At 58.3% G+C, this 20,776-nt stretch carries 17 protein-coding genes; 6 read left to right on the top strand and 11 right to left on the bottom strand.

Annotated elements, in window-relative coordinates; translation table 11 throughout:
- The first annotated feature begins 340 nt into the window (after nt 1-340).
- Complete coding sequence (locus AC0L3P_RS37335) at nt 341-2,116, top strand: adenylate/guanylate cyclase domain-containing protein (protein ID WP_354057597.1); 1,776 nt, start codon at nt 341-343, stop codon at nt 2,114-2,116.
- A 208-nt stretch (nt 2,117-2,324) separates the two neighbouring features.
- On the opposite strand, the gene AC0L3P_RS37340 is transcribed toward AC0L3P_RS37335, so the two are convergent.
- Entirely contained in the window at nt 2,325-3,089 is a 765-nt protein-coding gene (locus AC0L3P_RS37340; protein WP_473309082.1) for an outer membrane protein, read from the bottom strand.
- 735 nt (nt 3,090-3,824) lie between these two features.
- Between AC0L3P_RS37340 and AC0L3P_RS37345 the strand changes: the two genes are divergently transcribed.
- Complete coding sequence (locus AC0L3P_RS37345; RefSeq protein WP_473309092.1) at nt 3,825-4,067, top strand: hypothetical protein; 243 nt, start codon at nt 3,825-3,827, stop codon at nt 4,065-4,067.
- A gap of 2,062 nt (nt 4,068-6,129) precedes the next feature.
- Here the strand turns inward: AC0L3P_RS37345 and AC0L3P_RS37350 are convergent.
- The 6 genes from AC0L3P_RS37350 to AC0L3P_RS37375 all read right to left on the bottom strand — a co-directional run bounded on the left by AC0L3P_RS37350 (nt 6,130) and on the right by AC0L3P_RS37375 (nt 12,214).
- Nucleotides 6,130-6,345: a hypothetical protein gene (locus AC0L3P_RS37350; RefSeq protein ID WP_275169713.1), complete on the bottom strand. Its 216-nt coding sequence runs from the start codon at nt 6,343-6,345 to the stop codon at nt 6,130-6,132.
- Nucleotides 6,346-7,305: 960 nt separating this feature from the next.
- On the bottom strand, nt 7,306-7,641 hold the full coding sequence (locus tag AC0L3P_RS37355) for an SGNH/GDSL hydrolase family protein (protein ID WP_473309083.1): 336 nt from the start codon (nt 7,639-7,641) through the stop codon (nt 7,306-7,308).
- Nucleotides 7,638-7,991: an SGNH/GDSL hydrolase family protein gene (locus AC0L3P_RS37360; protein WP_473309084.1), complete on the bottom strand. Its 354-nt coding sequence runs from the start codon at nt 7,989-7,991 to the stop codon at nt 7,638-7,640. The genes AC0L3P_RS37355 and AC0L3P_RS37360 overlap by 4 nt, the downstream gene beginning before the upstream one ends.
- Nucleotides 7,992-8,294: 303 nt before the next feature.
- Nucleotides 8,295-9,803, bottom strand: coding sequence for a tetratricopeptide repeat protein (locus tag AC0L3P_RS37365; protein ID WP_473309085.1), 1,509 nt, complete (start codon nt 9,801-9,803; stop codon nt 8,295-8,297).
- Nucleotides 9,804-10,211: 408 nt separating this feature from the next.
- Nucleotides 10,212-10,682 (bottom strand): CC0125/CC1285 family lipoprotein, encoded by a 471-nt coding sequence (locus tag AC0L3P_RS37370; RefSeq protein ID WP_275169716.1) that lies wholly within the window; start codon nt 10,680-10,682, stop codon nt 10,212-10,214.
- Between the two features lie 818 nt (nt 10,683-11,500).
- Entirely contained in the window at nt 11,501-12,214 is a 714-nt protein-coding gene (locus tag AC0L3P_RS37375; protein ID WP_473309086.1) for an FkbM family methyltransferase, read from the bottom strand.
- A 961-nt stretch (nt 12,215-13,175) separates the two neighbouring features.
- Here AC0L3P_RS37375 and AC0L3P_RS37380 point away from each other — a divergent pair.
- Both AC0L3P_RS37380 and AC0L3P_RS37385 read left to right on the top strand, forming a co-directional pair.
- The gene (locus AC0L3P_RS37380) at nt 13,176-13,412 is read left to right on the top strand and encodes a hypothetical protein (protein WP_473309087.1); all 237 of its coding nucleotides are present in this window, start codon (nt 13,176-13,178) and stop codon (nt 13,410-13,412) included.
- A 3-nt stretch (nt 13,413-13,415) separates the two neighbouring features.
- The gene (locus tag AC0L3P_RS37385) at nt 13,416-13,835 is read left to right on the top strand and encodes a hypothetical protein (RefSeq protein WP_473309088.1); all 420 of its coding nucleotides are present in this window, start codon (nt 13,416-13,418) and stop codon (nt 13,833-13,835) included.
- A 1,696-nt stretch (nt 13,836-15,531) separates the two neighbouring features.
- Here the strand turns inward: AC0L3P_RS37385 and AC0L3P_RS37390 are convergent.
- From AC0L3P_RS37390 to AC0L3P_RS37405, 4 genes are all read right to left on the bottom strand, one after another.
- Nucleotides 15,532-15,780 (bottom strand): hypothetical protein, encoded by a 249-nt coding sequence (locus tag AC0L3P_RS37390; RefSeq protein ID WP_473309089.1) that lies wholly within the window; start codon nt 15,778-15,780, stop codon nt 15,532-15,534.
- 1,439 nt (nt 15,781-17,219) lie between these two features.
- Entirely contained in the window at nt 17,220-17,456 is a 237-nt protein-coding gene (locus AC0L3P_RS37395; RefSeq protein ID WP_275169719.1) for a PilZ domain-containing protein, read from the bottom strand.
- A gap of 661 nt (nt 17,457-18,117) precedes the next feature.
- Nucleotides 18,118-18,450, bottom strand: a complete 333-nt coding sequence (locus tag AC0L3P_RS37400) for a hypothetical protein (RefSeq protein WP_275169721.1) — start codon at nt 18,448-18,450, stop codon at nt 18,118-18,120.
- A 142-nt stretch (nt 18,451-18,592) separates the two neighbouring features.
- Nucleotides 18,593-19,210: a LabA-like NYN domain-containing protein gene (locus AC0L3P_RS37405; protein WP_275169722.1), complete on the bottom strand. Its 618-nt coding sequence runs from the start codon at nt 19,208-19,210 to the stop codon at nt 18,593-18,595.
- A 1,093-nt stretch (nt 19,211-20,303) separates the two neighbouring features.
- On the opposite strand from AC0L3P_RS37405, the gene AC0L3P_RS37410 reads away from it, so the two are divergent.
- Nucleotides 20,304-20,465, top strand: a complete 162-nt coding sequence (locus AC0L3P_RS37410; protein ID WP_473309090.1) for a hypothetical protein — start codon at nt 20,304-20,306, stop codon at nt 20,463-20,465.
- A gap of 56 nt (nt 20,466-20,521) precedes the next feature.
- Nucleotides 20,522-20,698 carry a hypothetical protein gene (locus AC0L3P_RS37415; RefSeq protein WP_473309091.1) on the top strand — a complete coding sequence of 59 codons (177 nt, stop codon included), beginning with the start codon at nt 20,522-20,524 and terminating at the stop codon, nt 20,696-20,698.
- Nucleotides 20,699-20,776 lie beyond the last annotated feature (78 nt).

The raw sequence follows: 20,776 nt of genomic DNA on the forward strand, positions 1-20,776 counted from the left end.
GTGTGTATTGCCCTGTCATACAAAAATGCATGATGACTTCCTCCTCTCGAGGAATGTTCGAAAATTAAGGGTTTGCTAACGCGACATGCCGCGACCATCCTAAGCGGGTTTCTTCGTTCGGGCCGCGGGGCGCGGCCGCGGTTGCAGATGTCAACGGCCTGCCAAATAGAGCTGATAGCTGGAGCTCCATGAGCGCGCGTCATGTCGGCCGTAGGGCAAACTGGACGCCGATCTAACTTGGCGTCTGCCGCAGCTTTTGACCCAGTTCGGACGTTGAGCCTAGCCGAAGAAGGTGCGGCATGCTTTGATCTGCGGAGCTGAACACGTCTGAGGTTCCTACGTGACAAAGGAGCACCTGCAGCGTCGACTTGCGGCTATTCTGGCGGCGGACGTCGCCGGGTACAGTCGCTTGATGGGTTCAGATGAGGAAGGCACGCTGACCCAGATTAAATCGCTCAGGAAGAACCTTATTGATCCAACTATCACCGCCCATCGCGGACGGATGGTAAAAACCACGGGCGATGGCATGTTGGTCGAATTCGCAAGCGTGGTTGACGCCGCGAGGGGGGCCGCTGAAATTCAGCGAGCCATGGCGGCGCAAAACATCAGTGTGCCGCAACACAAGCGGATCGAATTTCGTATCGGCATTCACGTTGGCGACATCATCATCGACGAGAACGACATTTTCGGCGACGGCGTCAATATCGCGGCCCGTCTCGAAGGGATTGCCGAACCGGGGGGCATCTGCGTTTCAGATGACGCGCAACGCCAAATTCGCGGCAAAGCCGGGCTGGCGTTCGACGAAATGGGTCTGCAGTCGCTGAAGAACATTGCCGAGCCGATGCTCACTTGGCGGCTCCTGATCGACGACAAGCTTTCGTCGATATCCAAGCACGCTGAGACCCCGCTAAGGCCTGACCTGCCCGATAAACCCTCGATCGCTGTGTTGCCGTTCCAGAATATGTCTGGAGATCCAGAACAGGAATATTTTGCCGATGGCATAGTCGAGGAGATCATTACCGCACTCTCCCGCTTCAAGTCGCTTTTCGTGATCGCCCGCAACTCGAGTTTCACCTACAAGGGCAAGGCTGTCGATATCAAACAGGTGGGGCGTGAACTTGGGGTCCGTTACGTCGTCGAGGGTAGTGTGCGCAAGGGGGCGGGGACGCTTCGCATCACAGGCCAGTTGATCGATGCGACGACGGGTGCACACCTCTGGGCGGATCGTTTCGAGGGTAGACTAGACGACGTCTTCGCTCTGCAGGACATGATCACCGAAGGCGTAGTCTCCGCTATTGAGCCGACCGTACAGAAGGCCGAGATCGAGCTGGCGGCGCGGCGTCGACCAGCCAACCTCAGTGCGTACGACCTCTGCCTCCGCGCGCAGCCACATTTCCACTCAATGACCCATGAAGGGCTCGCCGAAGCGCTCCGGCTGAGCGAACGCGCATTGGAGATCGACCCCAACTATGGGTTTGCCGCCCATCTGGCGGGTAGCTGCCACGCGCTCAGAATAGCGCAGGGTTGGGCCAATGACTTGAACCGCGAGATGGCGGAAACGACACGGCTTTTTTCGTTGGCGCTCAGTATCGACGAACATGATCCCGACTTCCTGGCCAGCGTCGGTTTTGTGACCTCTTATCTGACAGAGGACTTTCCCACTGCGGCGGAAATGGTGGACCGTGCGGTCGTTCTCAATCCGAATTCGGCTCTTGCATGGAACATGCGAGGGTATGCCTACCTGTTTGGGGGAAAGGCCGCGGAGGCCGTTCGAAGTTTTGAAAAGACGGTTCGCTTGAATCCGCTCGACCCTATGCTTTTCCTGGCGCTTGCGCCCATGGGAATTGCGTTGATCGAGCTTCGGCGCTTCGACGATGCGGTCGCTGTTGCGAGGAAAGCCGCTCGTCAAAACCAGACCTATGCGACGACCTATCGCTGCCTTGCATCGGCCTTGGCTCATCTGGAATGTGAGGCCGAAGTGAAGCAGGCGGTTGCCCACCTATTGGCGATCGAACCGAATTTTCGAGTTTCGGAATGGTTGAAACGTGGCGCCCAGTGGCACCGGCATAACCGTTTGACGATCGAGGGCATCCGCAAGGCGGGACTGCCGGAATGACTCACGTCGGGGGCTATCATCTCTTCCGAGCAGAACAAGTGGCTTTTTGGCCCTAAGCCGAAGAGCGGTTGAACACCTGTCACGTCGGCTGTCAGAGGCAAACCGGACGCCGGTCCCGCTTTTGAGTCCACCGCCGCTTGCGACCCAACTCAGACACAACAAAAAAGCCCCGGCATGCCGGGGCTTTGGTTTGCCAAGGTGGGGGCGATCAGTATCTGGCCGCGACCGGGGCGCCGTATCCACCGAAACGGTAATTCAACCGAAGCGTGACCATGTCCACATCCTGACTGATCCCACCGCCGGTGAGGACGAACCCTCCGGGAGTGACTACGCCTGCGAAGCCGGCATTATCACGCCCCATCCAGAGATGGTCGTATTCGATACCGAACGACCAATTGGGCGTGAAGCCGTACTCCCAGCCCACGCCAAGGGCGCCGCCCCAGCGTGTGTGGCCCGCCGATGCCAGGCCGACCCCGGTGACGTTGTTGAATATATCGAATCGGTTGCGCGTCACGGCGGCGCCGCCCTTCACGTAAAACAGCGAGGCATTCCACGCCCAGCCGAGCTGCGCCGTGAAGAGTCCGATGGCGTCAATCTTACCGGTTGTCGAAATCAGCGGGTCGATCAGACTGACGCGCGTATTCTTGATTTCTGCCCAATCTCCCTGCGCTTCCAGGCCGAGCACAAACTGATTGGTTTGCCAGCGGTACCCGATCTGTCCGCCAGCGAGGCCGCCGGAGCGATCGGCGCAACCACCTGCGACCGTCCCTGCTGGCGTCACGAAATCCACACAGCCATGGCTTTGTCCCCAACCGCCGTTTGCGCCGATGTAGAATCCGGTCCAATCATAAATCGGCGCGACCATCGGGGGCGGGGCCTTGACGTAAGGTTTAGCAGCCAGATCAGCCGCTGAGGCGGGGGCCGCCATGCTCACCGCCAGCAAGGCCATACCACTCAACCAAATCTTCTTCATACTTTTTGCTCCATCCACGTTTCAGCCCAACGACGCCGGCTCTTTTGGATGTCCGGCATTCCGGCGTGAATCTAGCCGATCCAATCAGCAGGCGATGTGCCTAGCCCGCCACACTCGGGAAATTTCGGCAATACGCGCGCTCCGGTTGCGTCAATGTTATTGACTGATCGACTATATCGCCCGGAGCTGGACGGCGCAGGCCCACCAGCTTGCCTGACAGTCATCGTCAAGGATGAAGCTAGATGAATAAGCTCGCCTCAAGGACGCCGTTGCGAGAAAATACGCGCGAAGGGGTAGGCGGATACGTCAGTTAGCCGAGGTTTGCACCCAGCCACGCGCCGTTCCTGTGGCGTTACCAGCGCCACCCTCATCCGAAACGCGCCACGCCGCCAAGCCGAAACATAGCATTAGCATCAAGTTGGCCAGCAAGAGCAGACCGAGACAAAGTGGCTCACACGCGCCTCCGGAACAGAACGTTTCTCCAGTACGGAGACAATAAATGATTCGAAAATGCAGCTGTTGCTGACCTAGTCGCTTTTTTCAGAGGTTGTAGAAATTTGCTGGATCAACAGCTTCGAACTGGGGAGCGCAGCCCTCGAGCGGTTCGGTGCGGCGCCGAGGACTTCGCGCCGCGCTGATCGTAGCTAAGAGGCACGGCAGGAGCTATTATCTCGTCCTTCTCGCTCGGGATCAGTCGCTTTCAGGAGTCTGGCAGTGATAAAAATCTTACAAGGAATGCTCCTCGCGACCACGGTTCTCGCTGCTGCTGCTAGTGGGGCACACGCCGCGGGTGGCTGTGGCGAGGGCTGTCATAGGACAAGCGGTGGCGCATGTGTCGTCGACGGCTGGGGCACGGGAGCCAAGGTTCGGAACGAATGCCCGGCGACCTCTCGCCCCCGTCCACCCTGCGGCGGCGGGGATTTCATCTGGGACCGCACCAAACAGGCGTGCTTCCAAAATAACCGCAGCTGGTTCTGATCTTAGTGCGTTGCCCCAGCGCGGGTGCGAACGAGTTCAGACAGGAGCAGCTTGGCCGTCATTTTCTGGCGGCACCCCTCCCACGTGGGTTGCCTTACTTCCAAGCGCCGATTGCAGGTACACGATGGAGTTCTGGACAAAATATGTCCCGTGATGCGCAACACTGTCGATTGTGACCGTTAGGGTCCGAACTACAGCAGGCCTTCCCATGTGAAGCCTCGCTCATGGCAGTCCTTCAAAGCTCACGCACTAAGTGCATGATTCGGGCTGGCGTAAAAACTTAAACCAGCGTCACTCTCTGAGGCGTTGCCCGCGGCAGGCCCAGCGCACCTTGGCAGTCCTGCGTGGACTCGAGAAACGATACGAGCGGCCGTCAGTGGGCGGCTCTTTCGCCGGTTCACGCTGGTGGGCCTAGCACTCCCGGCGCTTTAATCCGCAATTGGATCGGCTGCCGGGAGCATTGGGGGCTGGAAAGCCAGCCGTGCCATGTTCGCTCTGAAGTGACAAGGCGCCACCGGTAGTTGTACGGAGTCCATTTTCGGAACGGGGTGTTCTACTGTCGGAACACCGGCGAGATTTGAGTACCAAGCTATTTGCAGTTGCCCGGGATGGCCGCAGTGGGGCTGGAACCACGCTGCGGCCTTTCCCCTGAGTGAACCCAATTCTTTGTTGAGCCGTATCTGGCGGCGCAAATGTTTTCCTGCCGGGGGATTAGTGAGCATCCAAAGCATAGTGGCTGCAATATTGGAGCGCGAGCTGGCTGCGCGTGGCGTGCACTCGTTGAGGCATTCTGACTGCATGGAGATCGTTGAAAATCTACTCGTTCGCTTGAAGGAGCTGGACCAGGAATTGGCCGCACGAAACATCGAGCAAAGCTAGACACTCCTTCATCGAAGGAGACACGGCCCCGGCTTGGAGGGTCCTTTGGGGATCAGGCCGAGGGCCGCTCCGCCAGCTTGGGCGAGCTAGTGCGAATTCAAATGCCCGCGCGCCTTTCGGTTCCTTCAAAGCCTCAACTCGCGGCCCACGTCTTTGCCAGCTGTGTGCAAATGCGAAATGGCTTCGCCTTGCAATTGTGTCGGTCTTCTGGCGTACTGCTCAGATTGTCGAGATGTTTTTGCGGTCTTTATTATTTTGAGGTCGTGATGAGTATTTCTGATCGTATCCCGTATGCCGCTATCGCCTTGCATCAACGTTTCGCATTTCTAGAACATCAGATTGCCGAATTGGGCGTGTTGCGACACCGATTAATGCAAGCTGAGTTGCGACGCTACCTGTCGAGGTCGTGTCGGCGAGCTTCCGAAAAATCGCGCACACGCCGTCACAGTAGATAACCTTCCGCGCTCAACCGACAAAGAGTTGCCGGCTCCCGCTTGTAAGCCCAAGCTGTGGGAACACGTGAGTCGGGGGATTCATGGAACGGAAGCCGTTTGAGAGCATGTCGGTTGAAGAGCTGTGGCAACTCCACGCGGTCGTAAATGACGTTCTTGCCGTGAGGCTCGTGGCCAAAAAGCAAGAGCTGGAGCGACGGCTTGGCCTGCTCAACCGAGAAGACAAGACTCCTCGCAACTAGGCATTAAGAGAGATAAGAAAGGTGCCCTCAGTTGGGCCTTTCCGCCGGCGGATTCTTTTTTTGCCGACGATGAAGAGGCTAAAGATCGTCAGAGAAATTCTAGATGCTCAGCGGCCCGTCTCCACCATCAGAGCGGCTATCAGGCGAATTTCGTCCCGGCTATCCTGCACACGAGCCGGAGCTTGATTCGTCATGCTGGAAACCGTTCTCATGTTGCTGGGGTCGGGGCCATGGCCCTCCCGCTAATTGCGTTCTGGGGATTGCACAGACACGGATAAGTCGCTTGTAGAATCGCTCTATGCTGGCTCAGCCAAACCTTACGGGGAAAGCAGGGAATGGTTAGGCCCGGCGCGTCTTACCGGACAAGGACGCGTGGGGCCGCGAGTGCGTAATCGCGCATTACGCAGGCTGGCGGCGCCATGCGCTTGGCAAAATAATTGAGGCCGCTTGCTGGCGCACTGCCGGGGGGCTTGCAAAGTCGGCTTTGGGCTAGGCGTCTTGGCAGGGAATACTGAAGTTGTCACAAACGAGAACGAATGCCTCTTTTGCTTTTGTATCCTCGAAGCAGAAGCGAGTGCCGACCTCCGCCTGATCGATCCACCAATCGACGTTGCTGCCTTTAGCGATGCGGGAGGCTTCGCCGCGTAACAGGTCCAGTTGTCTTCCCGCAGCACGAACGATCAGGCAATTTTTCTCTTTGGACATAATACCTTCTCCAATGGCACAGGACGCCGAAGTCATTGGTACTAAGAGCCGTGAACACGAAGGCCGCAGCAGGAGGATTGCTGCTGCGGCCCGCGCGGTCAAAAATTCCGGGTGAAAAACGACTAGGTGAAATATGCGGCCAGCCCCGGTGCGATGATCGTACCGCAGCATCTCTGGCTCGCAATATGATCAATTTCACAATCGGCAGAAGGCTTAACATGCATCAGTGCGCCGGCTCTCAGGTCCCGAAGGATCGGGAACAATCGGCAATCTGGGTGCGTTCGCCTCCAGCTCCGGGCGATGTCCCGGAGCGGACGCGTAGAACTTCCGGCCTCAGGAATCGTCGTCTGAGGCCGGCTTTTTGCAGTACCACCTCGGCCAGTTTGATTTAGCGGTCGCCTATGCCCTTTGGCAGATGAAAGCGTGGCGGTCGAAAGGCACCAGGACATTTTGGCAATTCAGCGGAAGCTGGCGCACTGAGAGACGCCCCCGGCTTGGGGGCCTGAGGGTTGATGCCGGGGCCGCTCCGCCAGCTCGAAGAAGAGAGCTAGCAAAACGTCCAATTTTTCCTCTGCGCGTTCGTTCCTCTAACGAGCGCTCGATCTCGCAAACTGCGGCGGCTTGCCGGCGCAAAAATCCGGTCTGACCTGAGCCCCTCGGTTGCCGCATCCGGCGCATACAAAACGCGCCTCGATATCAGACAGGCGAACATCGTCCGACCAGCGATCGGCGCTGAGTGCAACGTTGTGGCCGGAGTGGCAGTAGACCAGAACATCGCGTAGGCACATCTCGCGCATCTCGCTGAAAGTGAGTGGCTTCCCGGCCCTCGTCCACTCTCTCAGGGTGAGCACACGGTGCGGGAATCCTGGTGTCCGCTAAGGACGGTTATCGGATGTCAGAACCAGCTGATGAGTATGTCCGCTAAGGGCCCAGAAGCGGAAATGAAGCTGCACTAAAGCATCAACGGTCTCCGAGGCTCACGCGGTCTATGAGAGCCTCGACTTTGGGCAGTATGCGCGTGACGACCTCTTTGAGCCCAGTCGGATTGGGATGCAGGCCGCCCAGAGCCTTAAGCTGAGGATCGTCGACAAAGGCGTCGTCAAAAGCTTCATAGAGCAGCACATTGTACTCGCTGGCAAGTCCGACGAACATCGCAGCAAAGGCTTTCTCGTATTCATGCCCGAAGATGGTGTGAGGTCGCGCTCCGCAAAGGAGGACGACAATTCGCCGGGATTGGAGGTTTCGCAGAATCGCCGCGAGCGCTGTGCGAGTGACGTTTGGATCGGTGCCTCTCAACAATCAGTTCCGCCCAGCTGCAAAATTACCGCATCGGTCCCGTCTGGGACCGCTCGATCCAATCTGGCAAGGCCGTTTGCAGCTGTATCATGAACAACACCGGCATTGAAAATTACAACTGCTTTTCCCTTGGCGCTCAATGCAAATTCAAGTTGGTCCGTAAAGCGGTAGCCAACAGCGATACCGCTACCGGCAGTGTGAGAATCCCCAAGCACGACAATTCTGACCGCCTTGTCTTCGGCGCGACAGTTCTGGCTCGCCAGGCAAGACAACACTAAGAAAACCGCCGTGGAAACAATCATGGCAGGGCGAGAAACCATAGCGCGGAGGCCTTCCGATTGCGAGTTCATCGTGCTCTCCTAGTCGGTGAGCAAGCGTCTGCACGTTCAGTTCTAAATGCGACCAGCGGCTCTGGTCTTGTACCCCCGACGGACGGAGGACGCCAAAGAAACGGTTGAAATTTAGGTAAGACAATGCGACTCACCTGATGGGCCGCTTTGGGTCAAAACCAGCGGTGGACGCCAAGTGGGATCGACGTCCGGTTTGCCCCTGACAGCCGACATGACACGCGCTCAATTGACCTTCGGCTAAGGGCCAATCAGTGACATTCGAGATGTAAGAGGCCGACGTCAGCAAGCGAATAGCCCTGCTTCTTATTGCTCCCGAACCCCTCCCTTCCTCAGCCCATCGAGAATGTCGTCGATCTCTCGACGAAACTGCGGGTTCGTTGACATTGAGTAAACAAGATCACGGTACCAGTGGACCGTGAAGTTTGGCCGCAGCTTGTTCAATTCAGTCAAGCTCCGGCGTGCCTGTTCCAATTGCCCCGTGGCTCCATAAGCCGATGTCAGATCTACATAAGCGTACATGTGCGAGTTGTTCAGATTGACCGAGCGCCCGCATTCCTCGATGGCTTCTCCAAATTGGTGCAAGTGCAAGTGTGCATGGCAGAGCCAGAAGTGCCATTGGAAAGCAAAAGGATCTCTGGGACTGAGACGGAGAGCCAACTGGACCGGCGAGAAGGCTTCACGCGCGCGCCCGGAGGCGACGAGTGCAATTGCTTTAGCAGCGTAGGCAGCTGGACTATTTGGATCAATTTCAAGCGCCGCATCGTATTCAGCCAATGCCTCCTCAGGACGTCCAAATAGAAGAATGGTTCCCTTGGTCGTATGAGCACTCGCGCTTGCCGGGGTTTTGGACAGAACTCTGTCGATGAGGTAGATCGCTTGCTTTTTGTCTTCAACAACGGACGAAGACCATCGATTGTTCACACCAGCCGCCAGACACCGCGCTTTGCCAATAATGGCTTCAACGTTGTCCGGATCGAGGCGTAGCGCGTTATCGAATAGGTCCATTGCCTGACCGTTTTGGATCTTCGACTGCGGCCCATAGAGTTTTGCCCAGCCGCGCATCGTGAAATCCGTGGCGTCGGGATTTCTCGAACGGTCCACTTCGCTGCGACGGCTTTCGGCTTGGATCAGTTCAATGTTAAGCGAGCGAGCGAGCCGCGCTGTGATCTGGTCCTGTAAGGCGGCGAGGTTCGTACGGTCGCCGTCGAAACGATCGGACCAGACGTCCCGACCGCTCGCGATATCCGTAAGTGATACGTTGACCCGAACCTGATCGCCGTTGCGCCGCACCGCGCCCTGGACCGCCCAGCGGATGCCAAGGTCCTTGCCGAGCGTCCTGAAGTCGATCTGCTTGTTCTTGTATGTAAACGCCGTTCCGCGTCCGATAACGAACGCGCCGGGCATTTGCGCGAGGTCGGTCGTCAGGTCGGTCGTGATGCCATCGGCGAAATAGTCCTGCTCCAGATCATTGCTGACGTTTGCGAACGGCAGAATGACAAGTGACAAGCGGGGAGCAATGTCGGGCCGGGCAGTGGCCTCCCTCTGCGTCTGTTGCTTGTCCGGAAACACGTCGGTGCGGAGCGTCTTCCACACAGTCCAATAGCCGACGAGGCCACCCGCGATCGCACCGATAGCCGCAATCGAAGCGAGCGCCCCGCCGATCATTTGCATTCGCACCCGGAAGCGACCCTTGAAGTTGCGAGTCGATGCCGATTGGTCCGGAGGTTCGTCGTCAGATGGCGTTTTGTTGAGTGGGTCACCATCGGATGCTGGTTTATTCGGTCGGTCGCTGGAGACTTCAGAGTCTGTCACCATTGCCTCCCCGCACGGGCCACACGCCCGGACGGTCGAACCTAGCAGAGTTTTGTGGCTTTGCGTTGGTCAAGGTTGCTGACTAGGTTCACGGCCCTTACAAGTTGTTGCGGTGATGTTGGAATGGACGTCCGCTTCGGGCCCAAAAGCCGACTCCGGCAGGGGTAGGGCGTTGCTCTCCTGGAGTCCGCTAAGGGCTCTTATCGGACTCCAGAAATTCGCGGCTAAGGCGTAGAGATGGGAGCTGGCAGTTGGGGTGCGTTCCCGCATTGACGTGCGAGCGCCTCCCAGCCCACGCACTTCCCAGTCTGATTGCGATAGCCCGGACCACCATTGTCACCACAAGCCGCGAATGCAGACGCGCTGAATAGGGTCGCGCAGAATGTTTTGCGCATCGTTGCTTCGACATCAATTTGGGCGCTCGACCCGAGAGCCGACGAACTGGATAATTTCCTGGGCAGAATAGACGCCTTGAGGCGGCGGACCAGGAGTCAGCTTCAGCACGCGTACATAGACGTCCTGTCCCGGCTTGATCACTGTGTCGACGCTGCCCGGCGAGGTGGTCGTGAAAGCTTGATTGCCCACAAACGTAGTGTTGCTCGTCCCGGGAGTCACGATTGTCGAGGCCCGACTTGCGTCGGCTGCGCTGATAATCTGGAAGTGCGTGCCGCCGGCGGCTTGAGTAGTTTCCGCGGCCTTCAACAGAACGTAGTCCTGCACGGTGGCCGAGTTCGTATAGGCATTGCCTCGCGACTGAATGCGCCATGTGTCCGCAGTCATCTGCTGCGCGGCGACGCCGCCTGAAAATCCCATTTCTTGATATTTCGTGCCGCAGCCGCCCAGCGCCAGGCATAGCCCGGCGATCGCAATCCAACGCATTCTCGCCCCCGTTGGCGCTATCCAAGCGCAACTAGGGGGAGAGATCAAGGCGACGTTCGCTGAATCGGTAAAAATACGGACGCCAGCTAAGACGTCAGTTGCTCGGCCTCGCTCGCCAACCGTTTTCCTGATGCGGAATAGTGGCAGTGATGTCGGTGTCTTTGCCCGAGGACTGGCGCCATGCCGCAACGCCGAAGCAGACGGTCAACGTCGGAGCCAGTGCTAACAGCAATACGGACAAGAACTGGCTCACGCCCGCACTCCGCAACGGTCCAACGTGGCGAGCACGTCCAGGTGATTCGGAAATGCTGTCGTCTTCCCCAGGGGCAGTTTTCCCAGGTTGTAAAACGGTGGATTAGCGGCTTCGACCTTGGGACCCGCCGCAGCTCAGGAGCTAATGGACCGGAGAGCTAGTGCGAGGGATGAGGCTAGAAGGTTGGCAAGTTTATTTTTTCAGAATAAGGCCCATTGCGCGTGCCATTCTCCTCACGGAGCCGGCATGCCGACCGAGTAGCGCCGCTATCTCCGACACGACACGGCGACGCGCGAGCCACGCAAGCCGCCTTCGCTCAGCCTCAGTCCATTCCTTTGGCTTAGACGATCTCATTCCGAAATGATCGAATGAGCTCGATGCGAGCGATATTGGGAAATTTACGGGTGGCGGCGAGCGATAAGTCGCGCCAGGGCCCGAAAAAGGGCTGCATTAGCATTAGTGGGGTTCGAGCCGCCCGCTTAAAGCCGCCCGCGACCCAAAATCCCATCCACCAAGGATGAACAAGAGCATCGGCGGACCCCAGGAGCGCCCTTCCGCAGCGCAACTATTTATCTGGAGCTCTCGCGGGCATGGCCCACATCTCTCGCTCCGCGATTGGCTGCAGCAGGAAGTTGTGGCGTTTGAGAATGGCGGGCGCTTCTGCGAGAGTTTGATCATGCAGTGCGAGGAAGATCGCCGTTCTCTGCTCTGAGAGCAGACGGGAGGCTCCAGCGAGCGCGCGTGTTTCGGCTCCTTCTATATCCATTTTGATTAGATCCGGGACAGGAAAGTCGTCCAGCACAACGGTCTGAACAGGGATTCCCGTTTCGGCGAGCGTCCCCATGTAGCCGTATTTCCCAAGGTGCGCATTGATCTCGAAGAAGGCCATCCCGCTTTGGTCGGAGACGGCGGCTTCGATCAGTTCGACGTTTTTGACGCGGTTGATGTGCAGGTGCCGGCGAAGTTTCTTTGCATTTTCCGGGTTCGCTTCGAAGGCAAACACCCGGCCTTGATGCCCAACAAGCCGAGAGAGCATCAGCGTGTAGTATCCTGCGTGCGCACCGACGTCGAATACCGTCATTCCCGGTTTCACCCGTGCAGCGATCGATTTTGCGATGACGCGTTCGTATGTGCCGAGCCAGCAACTATGATTACCAGACCCGACAACCCACTTCAGGCCACGGTTCGGCCCCATCAGGATTCGCGCCACAGCGGTTGACGAGACGATCTGCAATGGCAACCGCAGGAGCCATCCTAACGGCTGGTTCGGGGCAAGCATCCGGCGCGCCCTCCATGTCTCGACTGAGCCACAGCTTGTCGCAACAAGAGAGCGCATCCTGCCACCGCGACCCCGGTGGAGCAACCGCGACCGCGAACGGAGCGCGCCGTGCGGGGACGGGTGATCCCATTCCGGAAGCGGCGAGACCCCTAATGCAAGACCCGACTGGCCTCTGCGAGCCGGACCCTTTCTCTCAACTCATCGAGCTCCTCGATCTCGTCCAGCAATTTCACTAGCTCGCGGGCGATATGTGTCAAACTGGGCTTCGGGCGTCGTAAGATACGCTGTCGCTGTCCCATCGATGCACGCCTCCATGCTCTGGGAGGTCCAATTGGCAAAGAGCGTGCCACCCCATGAAGGGGTAGATTTTTTAAGCAAATCAGCTGATGATGTCCGTGGGCTTGGAAACCCGGACTAGAGCTATAGCCGCACATCCTTGGTCAGGATGCTCCCGATTGGCGTCGGGGGTGATGGCTGAATGAGCCTTCCCGTTTTGGAAGGCTCGAAGGACGCACTTGGCGGTGCGGCTCCGAACCCTGCCTTTATGGCCGGGGTCGGGCGTGCTGTCCAGAGGGGAGACTTCCCAGTCCCACCCCTTAAAAGCGCTCGGCGTGTCGCTCTGGCACGTTTCCAAACCCCGGCTGCAGTGGCCGTCCCGCTGCGCGGGCCTTGGAAAGCCCTTACTCAGAGCAACCATCATGACCATTGAAAGACCCATGTTTCCGCCGCGAGCGGAGTCCGTGGATTCGTTTTCGCCCCAACCCGCCACCGGACTGCCTGAAACGGGAGAACGCACCAGCGACTCGCCTAGGCCCGTCACGGGGCAGCCCAACGTCATCACTTTTCCGGGTAGAGCCGTCCGGCGTCCAACGTCCGCGAAGTGGACAATGTATCGTTTTGCTATGGCGGCGGGACAGCGGGGTGGCGGTCGCCCAACTATAAATCTTCCGGCCGCCCCAACATGCACACCTTCGTGTTTCGGAGCTATGGCCTGATCGTGGGTGCATCCGAGGCCGACCTGGTCCGCGATGTCCGCCTCGATGTCGCCAAGGCACAGACGAAGCTCAAATACATCCAAAGGCAACTGCAGCGCGACCAGGAGCATGCTGCCGCACGGGCTGATCTCTTGACTAGGGCGGAGACCAAGCTGCGCGCGGCGATCGTCACGGTACACTCCACCCGCTCGGCGGAGGCCTGAGCCATGGCGAAAGCAAAGCAGAAGCTCAGCCGGCAGCGTGCCGTCATCACCCGTCGGCGCAACGCGGCCAAGCGAAGGGGAACCGCCATGGGCCGATTGGGCGAGGATGGTGCCAGTTCGCCCGAGCACATCAACAGCCGCCTCCTGTGGCTCGCAATCGACTGGATGCTTGACGCACCGCCAAAGGCGGGCCGGACACCCTCGGAAGATCTGGCCGACTACTGTATCCGGCACCGCATCAGCTTCGATTGGATGCTCTACGGCTGCCTGAAGGGGCTCACGAGGATGGTCGAAGAGCGCCGCAGCCGAACCGCCGCGGCCTCACCCTCAAGCCTTAGGGACAAGCTTGCGCGGCTGTCCGACTCCGAGCGCGAGCTCGTTCTCAGGACGGTCGAGGGAATGTTGCCGGAGGGCCGCCAATGAAGCGCCGGCGCAGACTGCACCAGGAGGCGCGACCCGGCGACACAACTGAGCGATCGAAGCGCCGACATCGTTAAGGCTTTTAAACTGGTGAACCGAGGCCGCCTCTGTGACAGGTCTCGGATCACTAAGTCAGCAGCGTCACACGGTCGCAGATAATGCGACCGATGTGGATGAACAGGGCTTCTTCTGCAACCTTTAATAGGATGCATATCAGTGGTTGCGAATTATTTGGAATCAATTCCCATGGGAGATTTCATTATGAGTGACCAATTTTCTTCAACCCCATCGAAAAATTCATCTGAGGGCGCCGGATCCACGATGCCGGATTCATTGGTCGTCAAACAAGCACACAAGCTGAGTGACAGCCCAAAATTGCTGGACGGAAACTGCAGATTTATTAACCGGTATGACGGCCGCTGCACAGTCTCGGTATGGTACACGACTGGCGTGTGAGCAACGCGACACTGCAATATTTGAACGACTATTGGGACCTAAACGTTAGAGACGGCGATTGCTATTGCTGGGATCACAACGGGGCGTGCAATGCGAATTGCTCGTTACGTTGTTCTCCCGGCGGGACATATTACGTCGGTTAGTTTGATGGAGACCCCGGGGCTCGCAGTAGACCGCGGCATCGAGCGTCCGGATCAGTGTCTCGGGCGGCGAGTGGCGCATACCCGCCGGCTGAGGCGGTGAAACAAGGGGCCCGCCGGTTCATGCTGGCGGGCCTGCTCCTTAGTAGCGCTCATAATACCTCGGTGCGTAACCATGTCGGTGAGGTCGGTAATAGCCGTCACCGTAGCCGTATGGGGCGTAACGAGGTCTCGCGTAGGCGCCGGGGGCGTGATAATTGTTCGGATAGCAGCGACCGTTCGAATAGTTGAAGTCGTAGCCATGCGGACACGAGCCGCCCCTTCCTGGGAATTGGACCTGTTGAATTTGAGATTCTTCCTGGACAGGCGCGGGCGATATTGACCCGAGGCCAGCCACCGCCAGTATCGCAGCTTGAATAAGCACCGTTTCTCTCCCTCTTGATCGATCTGTAACGAAGGGCAAGGAAGCGAGTTCCCGCAACGGTCTTTATAGGACGCTGACGCACAACGGCCGTTGAACACAGCATTCACTTGCGGTTCACCCGTTCACCCGTTCACGCTGGCCGGCCTCTGTGCTAGCACCCCCGGTGCCGCGCCGATCGTGCGGAACGTCGCGGCGTCGGTCGCAGGAGCAGCCTTTTAGCCGTTCCTGCGACCTTCACTTTTGAGGCTCCGGCGCTCCGATCCCCAATTAAATCAGCCTTCGTTTCCAAACTCGCTTAGGTTGTGACTGGAAATGCACCGACGCTGAGTGCATGATAGGCAGATGCAGGTGCAATGCCCAAAATGCAAAGTGATCGTCGCCGTTGGCAGAGACAGGTGGTTCTTCGACGGCGGCGAATGTCGGGAGCTTCGCGGTACCGACCCGGGCGATGCTAAGGAATATGAAAAGTGCCCGGTCCTCATCGAAGCTGTCTCGACCGTCAGGAAGAATGCCGCCAGCTAGGCCAGCGCCTTTTGCGTGGTCTCGCCCAGAGACGGCCCCGGCTTTGGGAAGACCTGGGGATAAGGGGCCGGGGCCGCTCCGCCAGCTCAGGGCGCCGAGCCAGCGCGGATTCAAGCGGAAGATGCCCGGCCGGTTCCTAACGGAGCGCCATGAGGTCCTACCCGGACGTCAGCAGCCGCACGTATGTTCCGCTCTCATGCAGTTCGAGCCAGCCCTTCTCGACAGCGCACCTGATGCCGGCGCCGAACTCGGTGCCGCTTCCCTTGAGCGTGTAGAGGAAGGGGTAGTTGATCTTCTCGATGTGGATACGGCCGTCCTGGACTGGCTCCATGCTGGCGGCGAGCTCGAGCAGCTTGCGGGCTGCGGCTTGTGGATCGGCATAAGGGCGTTCGGTGACGTGCTTCATCGCTGGAATCAAAACCTCAGGCGCCCATGCTTGGCCTGACTTGCCAGCGACTGTCATGCCAGTTCGGGACGATATGCACAGATCCTGCGGCGCCGCATGTGGAGCAGACCAGGCGCAAGCCGACGCGCGACCAGGGCTGATCTTGCGGGAGTGTGTCGAGCCGCACGTCGACCCTGCGATCGCAGCGGCCGTTCAGGCACTGGATGCTGCAGGTCACATGGCCGTCAGCCAGCCATTCCGCGGGGATGCGGGGCGGATAGTGACCGGCCCATTTCGTGTATCGACGGCGAGCACGCATGCCGCCATAAAAGCGGCACCGTAAGTACCTCACAAATTATCGATTCCTAGTAGGTCGAGGCGCGCGCGAGCTACTGCGCGTCGTAGGTAGGGGAAAAGTCGCTTGAGGCTCCGCCGACCTGCCAGGTGTCCCCTGAGCCGACGAGCGAAAATGAAGCCGCCGGGCAAACATTGAGAGCGATTGCCGAGGCAGGGCCACTATTATCTTGTAGTGATTTGATCAACTGCAGGTAGAGAGCGCGCAGAATGATTAGGCCTAATTTATTTGCTTCCATTGCTCTGGCTTTGGTCGGAGGCGCTGTACAGGCTCAGCAGGGCACGCCTCGCAACCCTCAGAAATTGGAAAGCGCCAGCGGCTCGCTACCGAACGTGGTTATTCGAGTGCGGGCGGAAGGGAAAGGGACAAGGTCGCGCAAAGCGGCAGTTCGTGATCGCCTGTATGCATGGGAAGCAAAACTGACCAGGCGCTTTGTCGAACGGCCATCTTCGGAGACCCACCGGTTCACGCTTGCCGCCATATGGCGAAGGCCGCAGCGGGAGGTTAAATCGCTGCGGCCCTCGCGTGGTCAAATGAAGCCGGGTTAAAAGGACAAAGTGAAATATGCAACCAGCCCCGGTAAGGAAAATTCTGGCCTAGCTTCGTCTCGTTTGCAAATACAAATTCGGTAGAACAGAAGTCCATGCAGTGGGCATTTCGTTCCAAGAGCGGAACGATTTTGCTAATCTCCCCTGCGAACCCGGAGCTTGGCGCGTGCGAAACCGCAAACCAACGTTTGGCTCGACCGCGGGTGAAATCGCAACCGAGCTTGGAAGGTATATTGCGTCCGTTAACGTGTGGCCCGAGACATGGGACTTTTGCTCCGAACCGAGAGGAGCGGTGCACAGAGACGAAGACGTATAAGTCGCTTGTAGAATCGCTCTATGCTGGGTCAGCCAAACCTTACGGGGAAAGCAGGGAATGGTCAGGCCCGGCGCGTCTTACCGGACAACGACGCGTCGGGCCGCGAGTCCGTAATCGCGCATACGTAGGCTGGCGGCGCCTTGCCCTTGGCAAAATACGCGTTGGCTAACGAGCGCTCGAGGTTGCAAATTGAGGCGGCTTGCCGCTGCTGAATCCTGCATCCGCATGAGTTGGCGGCGTATCAATAGAATGCGACGGCGATACGTTTTTCTTTACGCCAGACGACTGAACAGCGACGTGGGTCACCGTCCGGAATGACAGTCAGCGCGAATTCGTCGGGAATCTTTTCATTTCCTGCAATATCAAGGGCGGCACCGTATACAGAGATGCTGCGGATCAAGCAATTTGCTTTTGAACGGCCGAAGCTGATTGAGCCGGACTTTGGGTTGCGTGTCGAATGAGAACTGTTCTGCTCCATAGCTTTTCTCCGAGAAAAGGGTTCGCCCCGCAGAGCGCACGTCGATTGTCGTCGCACCTACGCTTCAAAAGAGTTCGTCAGAATCTCGGTAGCCGATCCAACCCGGCGTGGCTTAAATAAATACCACATTAAATTGGACTGTTACATTAAATAGGCTTTTTTAAATAGAATTAAATCTGAAAATTAGCTAAAATGAGGTCCTTAGGTTGTGGGAGTTACGCGAGACTGAGAGACCGCCAGTCGCTTGAGGATCTAAGGATGCACCGCCAGCGCCTGGCGGTCGACCTGAAAGCCTGGGAGAGCTTTGATTGCAGGTTGGCGATTACCCAGATAGAGCGAGACATCGATAGACACGGGGCTGGAGGCGTTTTTCGGGTCTGAGGCCAATTAGGCTAGCGGGCCAACCCGGTGGCGGCGAGCGCGCAAGCGAGGGCAAGTGCTGCGATCTTTCATCACGGCTGCCCTCGCACTGGTTTGGGGATCCTCGTCCGCGCTCAGCCTGACGTCGGAGGAGATCATCGCTAAGCTTCGCGCCGCCGGCTATTCGCATATCCAGGAACTACCAGCCGGAAAGATAAAGACCTACAAGGCCGTCAAGGAAGGCACCGCGCGCTCGCTAATCGTGGACAGTACTGGTCACATTGCAGAGGTGGCGAGGTAGCTAGACCGGCAGACGAAGCCAGACGTCTTTACTGGACAGTGTGCCGGTTGGCGTCGCAATCTCCATATCGACGACGCGAAACGACCCATGACTTTCGTAAACGTAGCGAAGGTGCCAGACCGGACCGAGTTCCGGCGAAATTGCGAAGTCGTCCAACGCGCGTGTGATGTTGTGAACGGCATCGCGTCGCCCGATCGGTGCGGAGAACATCGTCTCTATCAGCGCGGCCAGGCTCATGCCGCCGACCAGCATGGCTCGTGCAGCTTCGTCGCCGTGAGAAAGCCGGAGGGCGGTCACGATGACGGCAATGGCGTCGGGGTTCTTCAGAGCCACAGCAGGTTCGCTTCGCCAGCAAAAACATGATGCCGGATGCCGCCCGTTTCATGCAAGCGACATCGAGCAGTCGCCAATATCTCAAGTGACAAATGCTAACGGCCCATCCGCACTGGTGGAATGCGGGCGCCGCCTTCAGGGTCTAGTCTTGTGGGTCGTTTCCCTTCGGTTCCTGCAAGAATTTTGGCATGTGTCCACGCGCATCGCGATCGCGCAGGGCGGAGCGTTCGGACGGGTCGCGGCCGAGCTTGGACTGCAGCTCGACGAGGTCGGTGAAGACGTCGGCCTGGCGGCGCAGCTCGTCGGCGATCATCGGCGGCTGGCTTGCGATTGTGGAAATCACGGTGACCCGCACGCCGCGGCGCTGAACGGCTTCGACCAGGGAGCGGAAGTCGCCGTCACCCGAGAACAGCACCATCTGATCGATGTGCTCGGCGAGCTCCATCGCGTTCACGGCGAGCTCGATGTCCATGTTGCCCTTGACCTTGCGGCGGCCGGAGGCGTCGATGAACTCCTTGGTCGCCTTGGTGACCACGGTGTAGCCGTTGTAGTCGAGCCAGTCGATCAGCGGCCGGATCGAGGAGTACTCCTGATCCTCGATGATCGCGGTGTAGTAGAACGCCCTAAGCAGCGTCCCGCGGCTCTGAAACTCCTTCAGCAGGCGCTTGTAATCGATGTCGAAGCCCAGAGTTTTCGCCGTCGCGTAGAGATTGGCTCCATCGATGAAGAGCGCGATCTTGTCGGTAGAGGACGGTGACATTCAGTTCACGCTTTCCGCGAAACAGCGTAGATTGAGCTGGAAAGATTGGCGGACCGCGACACGAATATGTCGGTCGCATTCTAGATAGATCGCTAGCGAACATCCTAGAGTACAGACGGATGCTTTAAGCTTCAACTATTTTCAAATGGTACCAGAGCTCGAAACTCCGACATTAGCCGAAAGTTGGTCTGTCGGATCTGTAACGTCTCCTGTCCAAAAGGACGTCGCCGAGTACAAGAAGGCATTGAACACTAAGGATGCTACCGGTGAGTATGCCTCCAGCCAGATAAATACGTTGCAAGCATCTAGAAGCCGCAAACTCGCTGCAAGCCGGTAGTAATCCGACGCCCGAATTGCGCTTTGAGGATCACGGCAACACAACTTGGATGGCGGGCCCATTCGCCGATAGGACCGAATCCGGACGCAAGAGTTGCCTCGAATCCTCAGCCCAGCGCCGAGGTTAAGCTTTTCGGCGGGTTGTTTTTGACTGTGCGCGGTTGAGCGCGTTCACTCCACGGCGGGGATGGAGACGAACTTGATCACTTGGCTGCTAGTCATCATCATCGCAGTCAGCGCTGCAATCCTGATCGCCCACGCGATTGACGCCATACGCTCCTAAGGCGCAACGGAGTGGCGCGAGAAGTTGGAGGTTCGGCAGCGGTACGCGCGAGTTCATCCGGGAATGTGACGCTCTGTAGGTCCAAGCGCTCGCAACACGAACACGCTGCGAAATGCGGATGCGGCGTTTCGCTAGATCGGCATGGCGTTCCAACAATAAGCAGCCTCGCAGCTCGGATTCCGGGGTCAGGCGGGGCGTGCACTCGGTCTTTTCCAGATCCCCGCCGACGGTGGGTAGTCTTGCTGGCCTTGTCGCAGATCGGGCAGCGGATGAAGTGGCGCTCGCTTTCCGGCGCAGGGCCTTCCGCCTTGCCCTCCCGGAACACGGCCCCGGCTCTTGAGGGTGGCCGGGGCCGCTCCGCCAGCGAGCCAGCGGAGGTTTAACTTTCAACCAAATTCCATGTTCCTTTCCGGGAAAAACGGCTGCATAATTTCACGTATTTCAGCGTTCCGTTTTTCTGATGAGGTCTTTGCCATGTCCCAAGCAGTTGAAGATCTGCAGATGCTGCGCCTGATCACAGCCTTCCAGAAGATCACAGACAAGGACGCGCGACGTCTTATCCTGATGTTCGTCGAGGAGCAGCTTGAGAAGCAGCAGGCGCAGTCGCGTCAAAAGCTCGGGCGGATCGAGCACTAAGGCGCGATTGCAGGTAGCCGACTTTGCCGGTAGCGTGTTCCGCCGGGGAACGCGTCATGAAAGACATGCTCGAACATCTTGCGACACTGCGCGAGCAGATTGTTAAGTGCGAGCAGTTGAGGGACGCGGCAAAGTCCGTCATCAAACGCGAGGCCTTCGAGAGGATCGTCGCGCACTACAAGGTTCTTGCAGCCGAACTCGAACACGCAATTTCGCACACCGAGAACGAGTAAGGCCGAGCCGAATACTGAGCGCAGCGCAACGGCGCTCGCGGTGACCTCTTAGCCGGTATTTTTGACCGCTTCAGCCAG

Source organism: Bradyrhizobium sp. WSM4874, assembly GCF_055811835.1.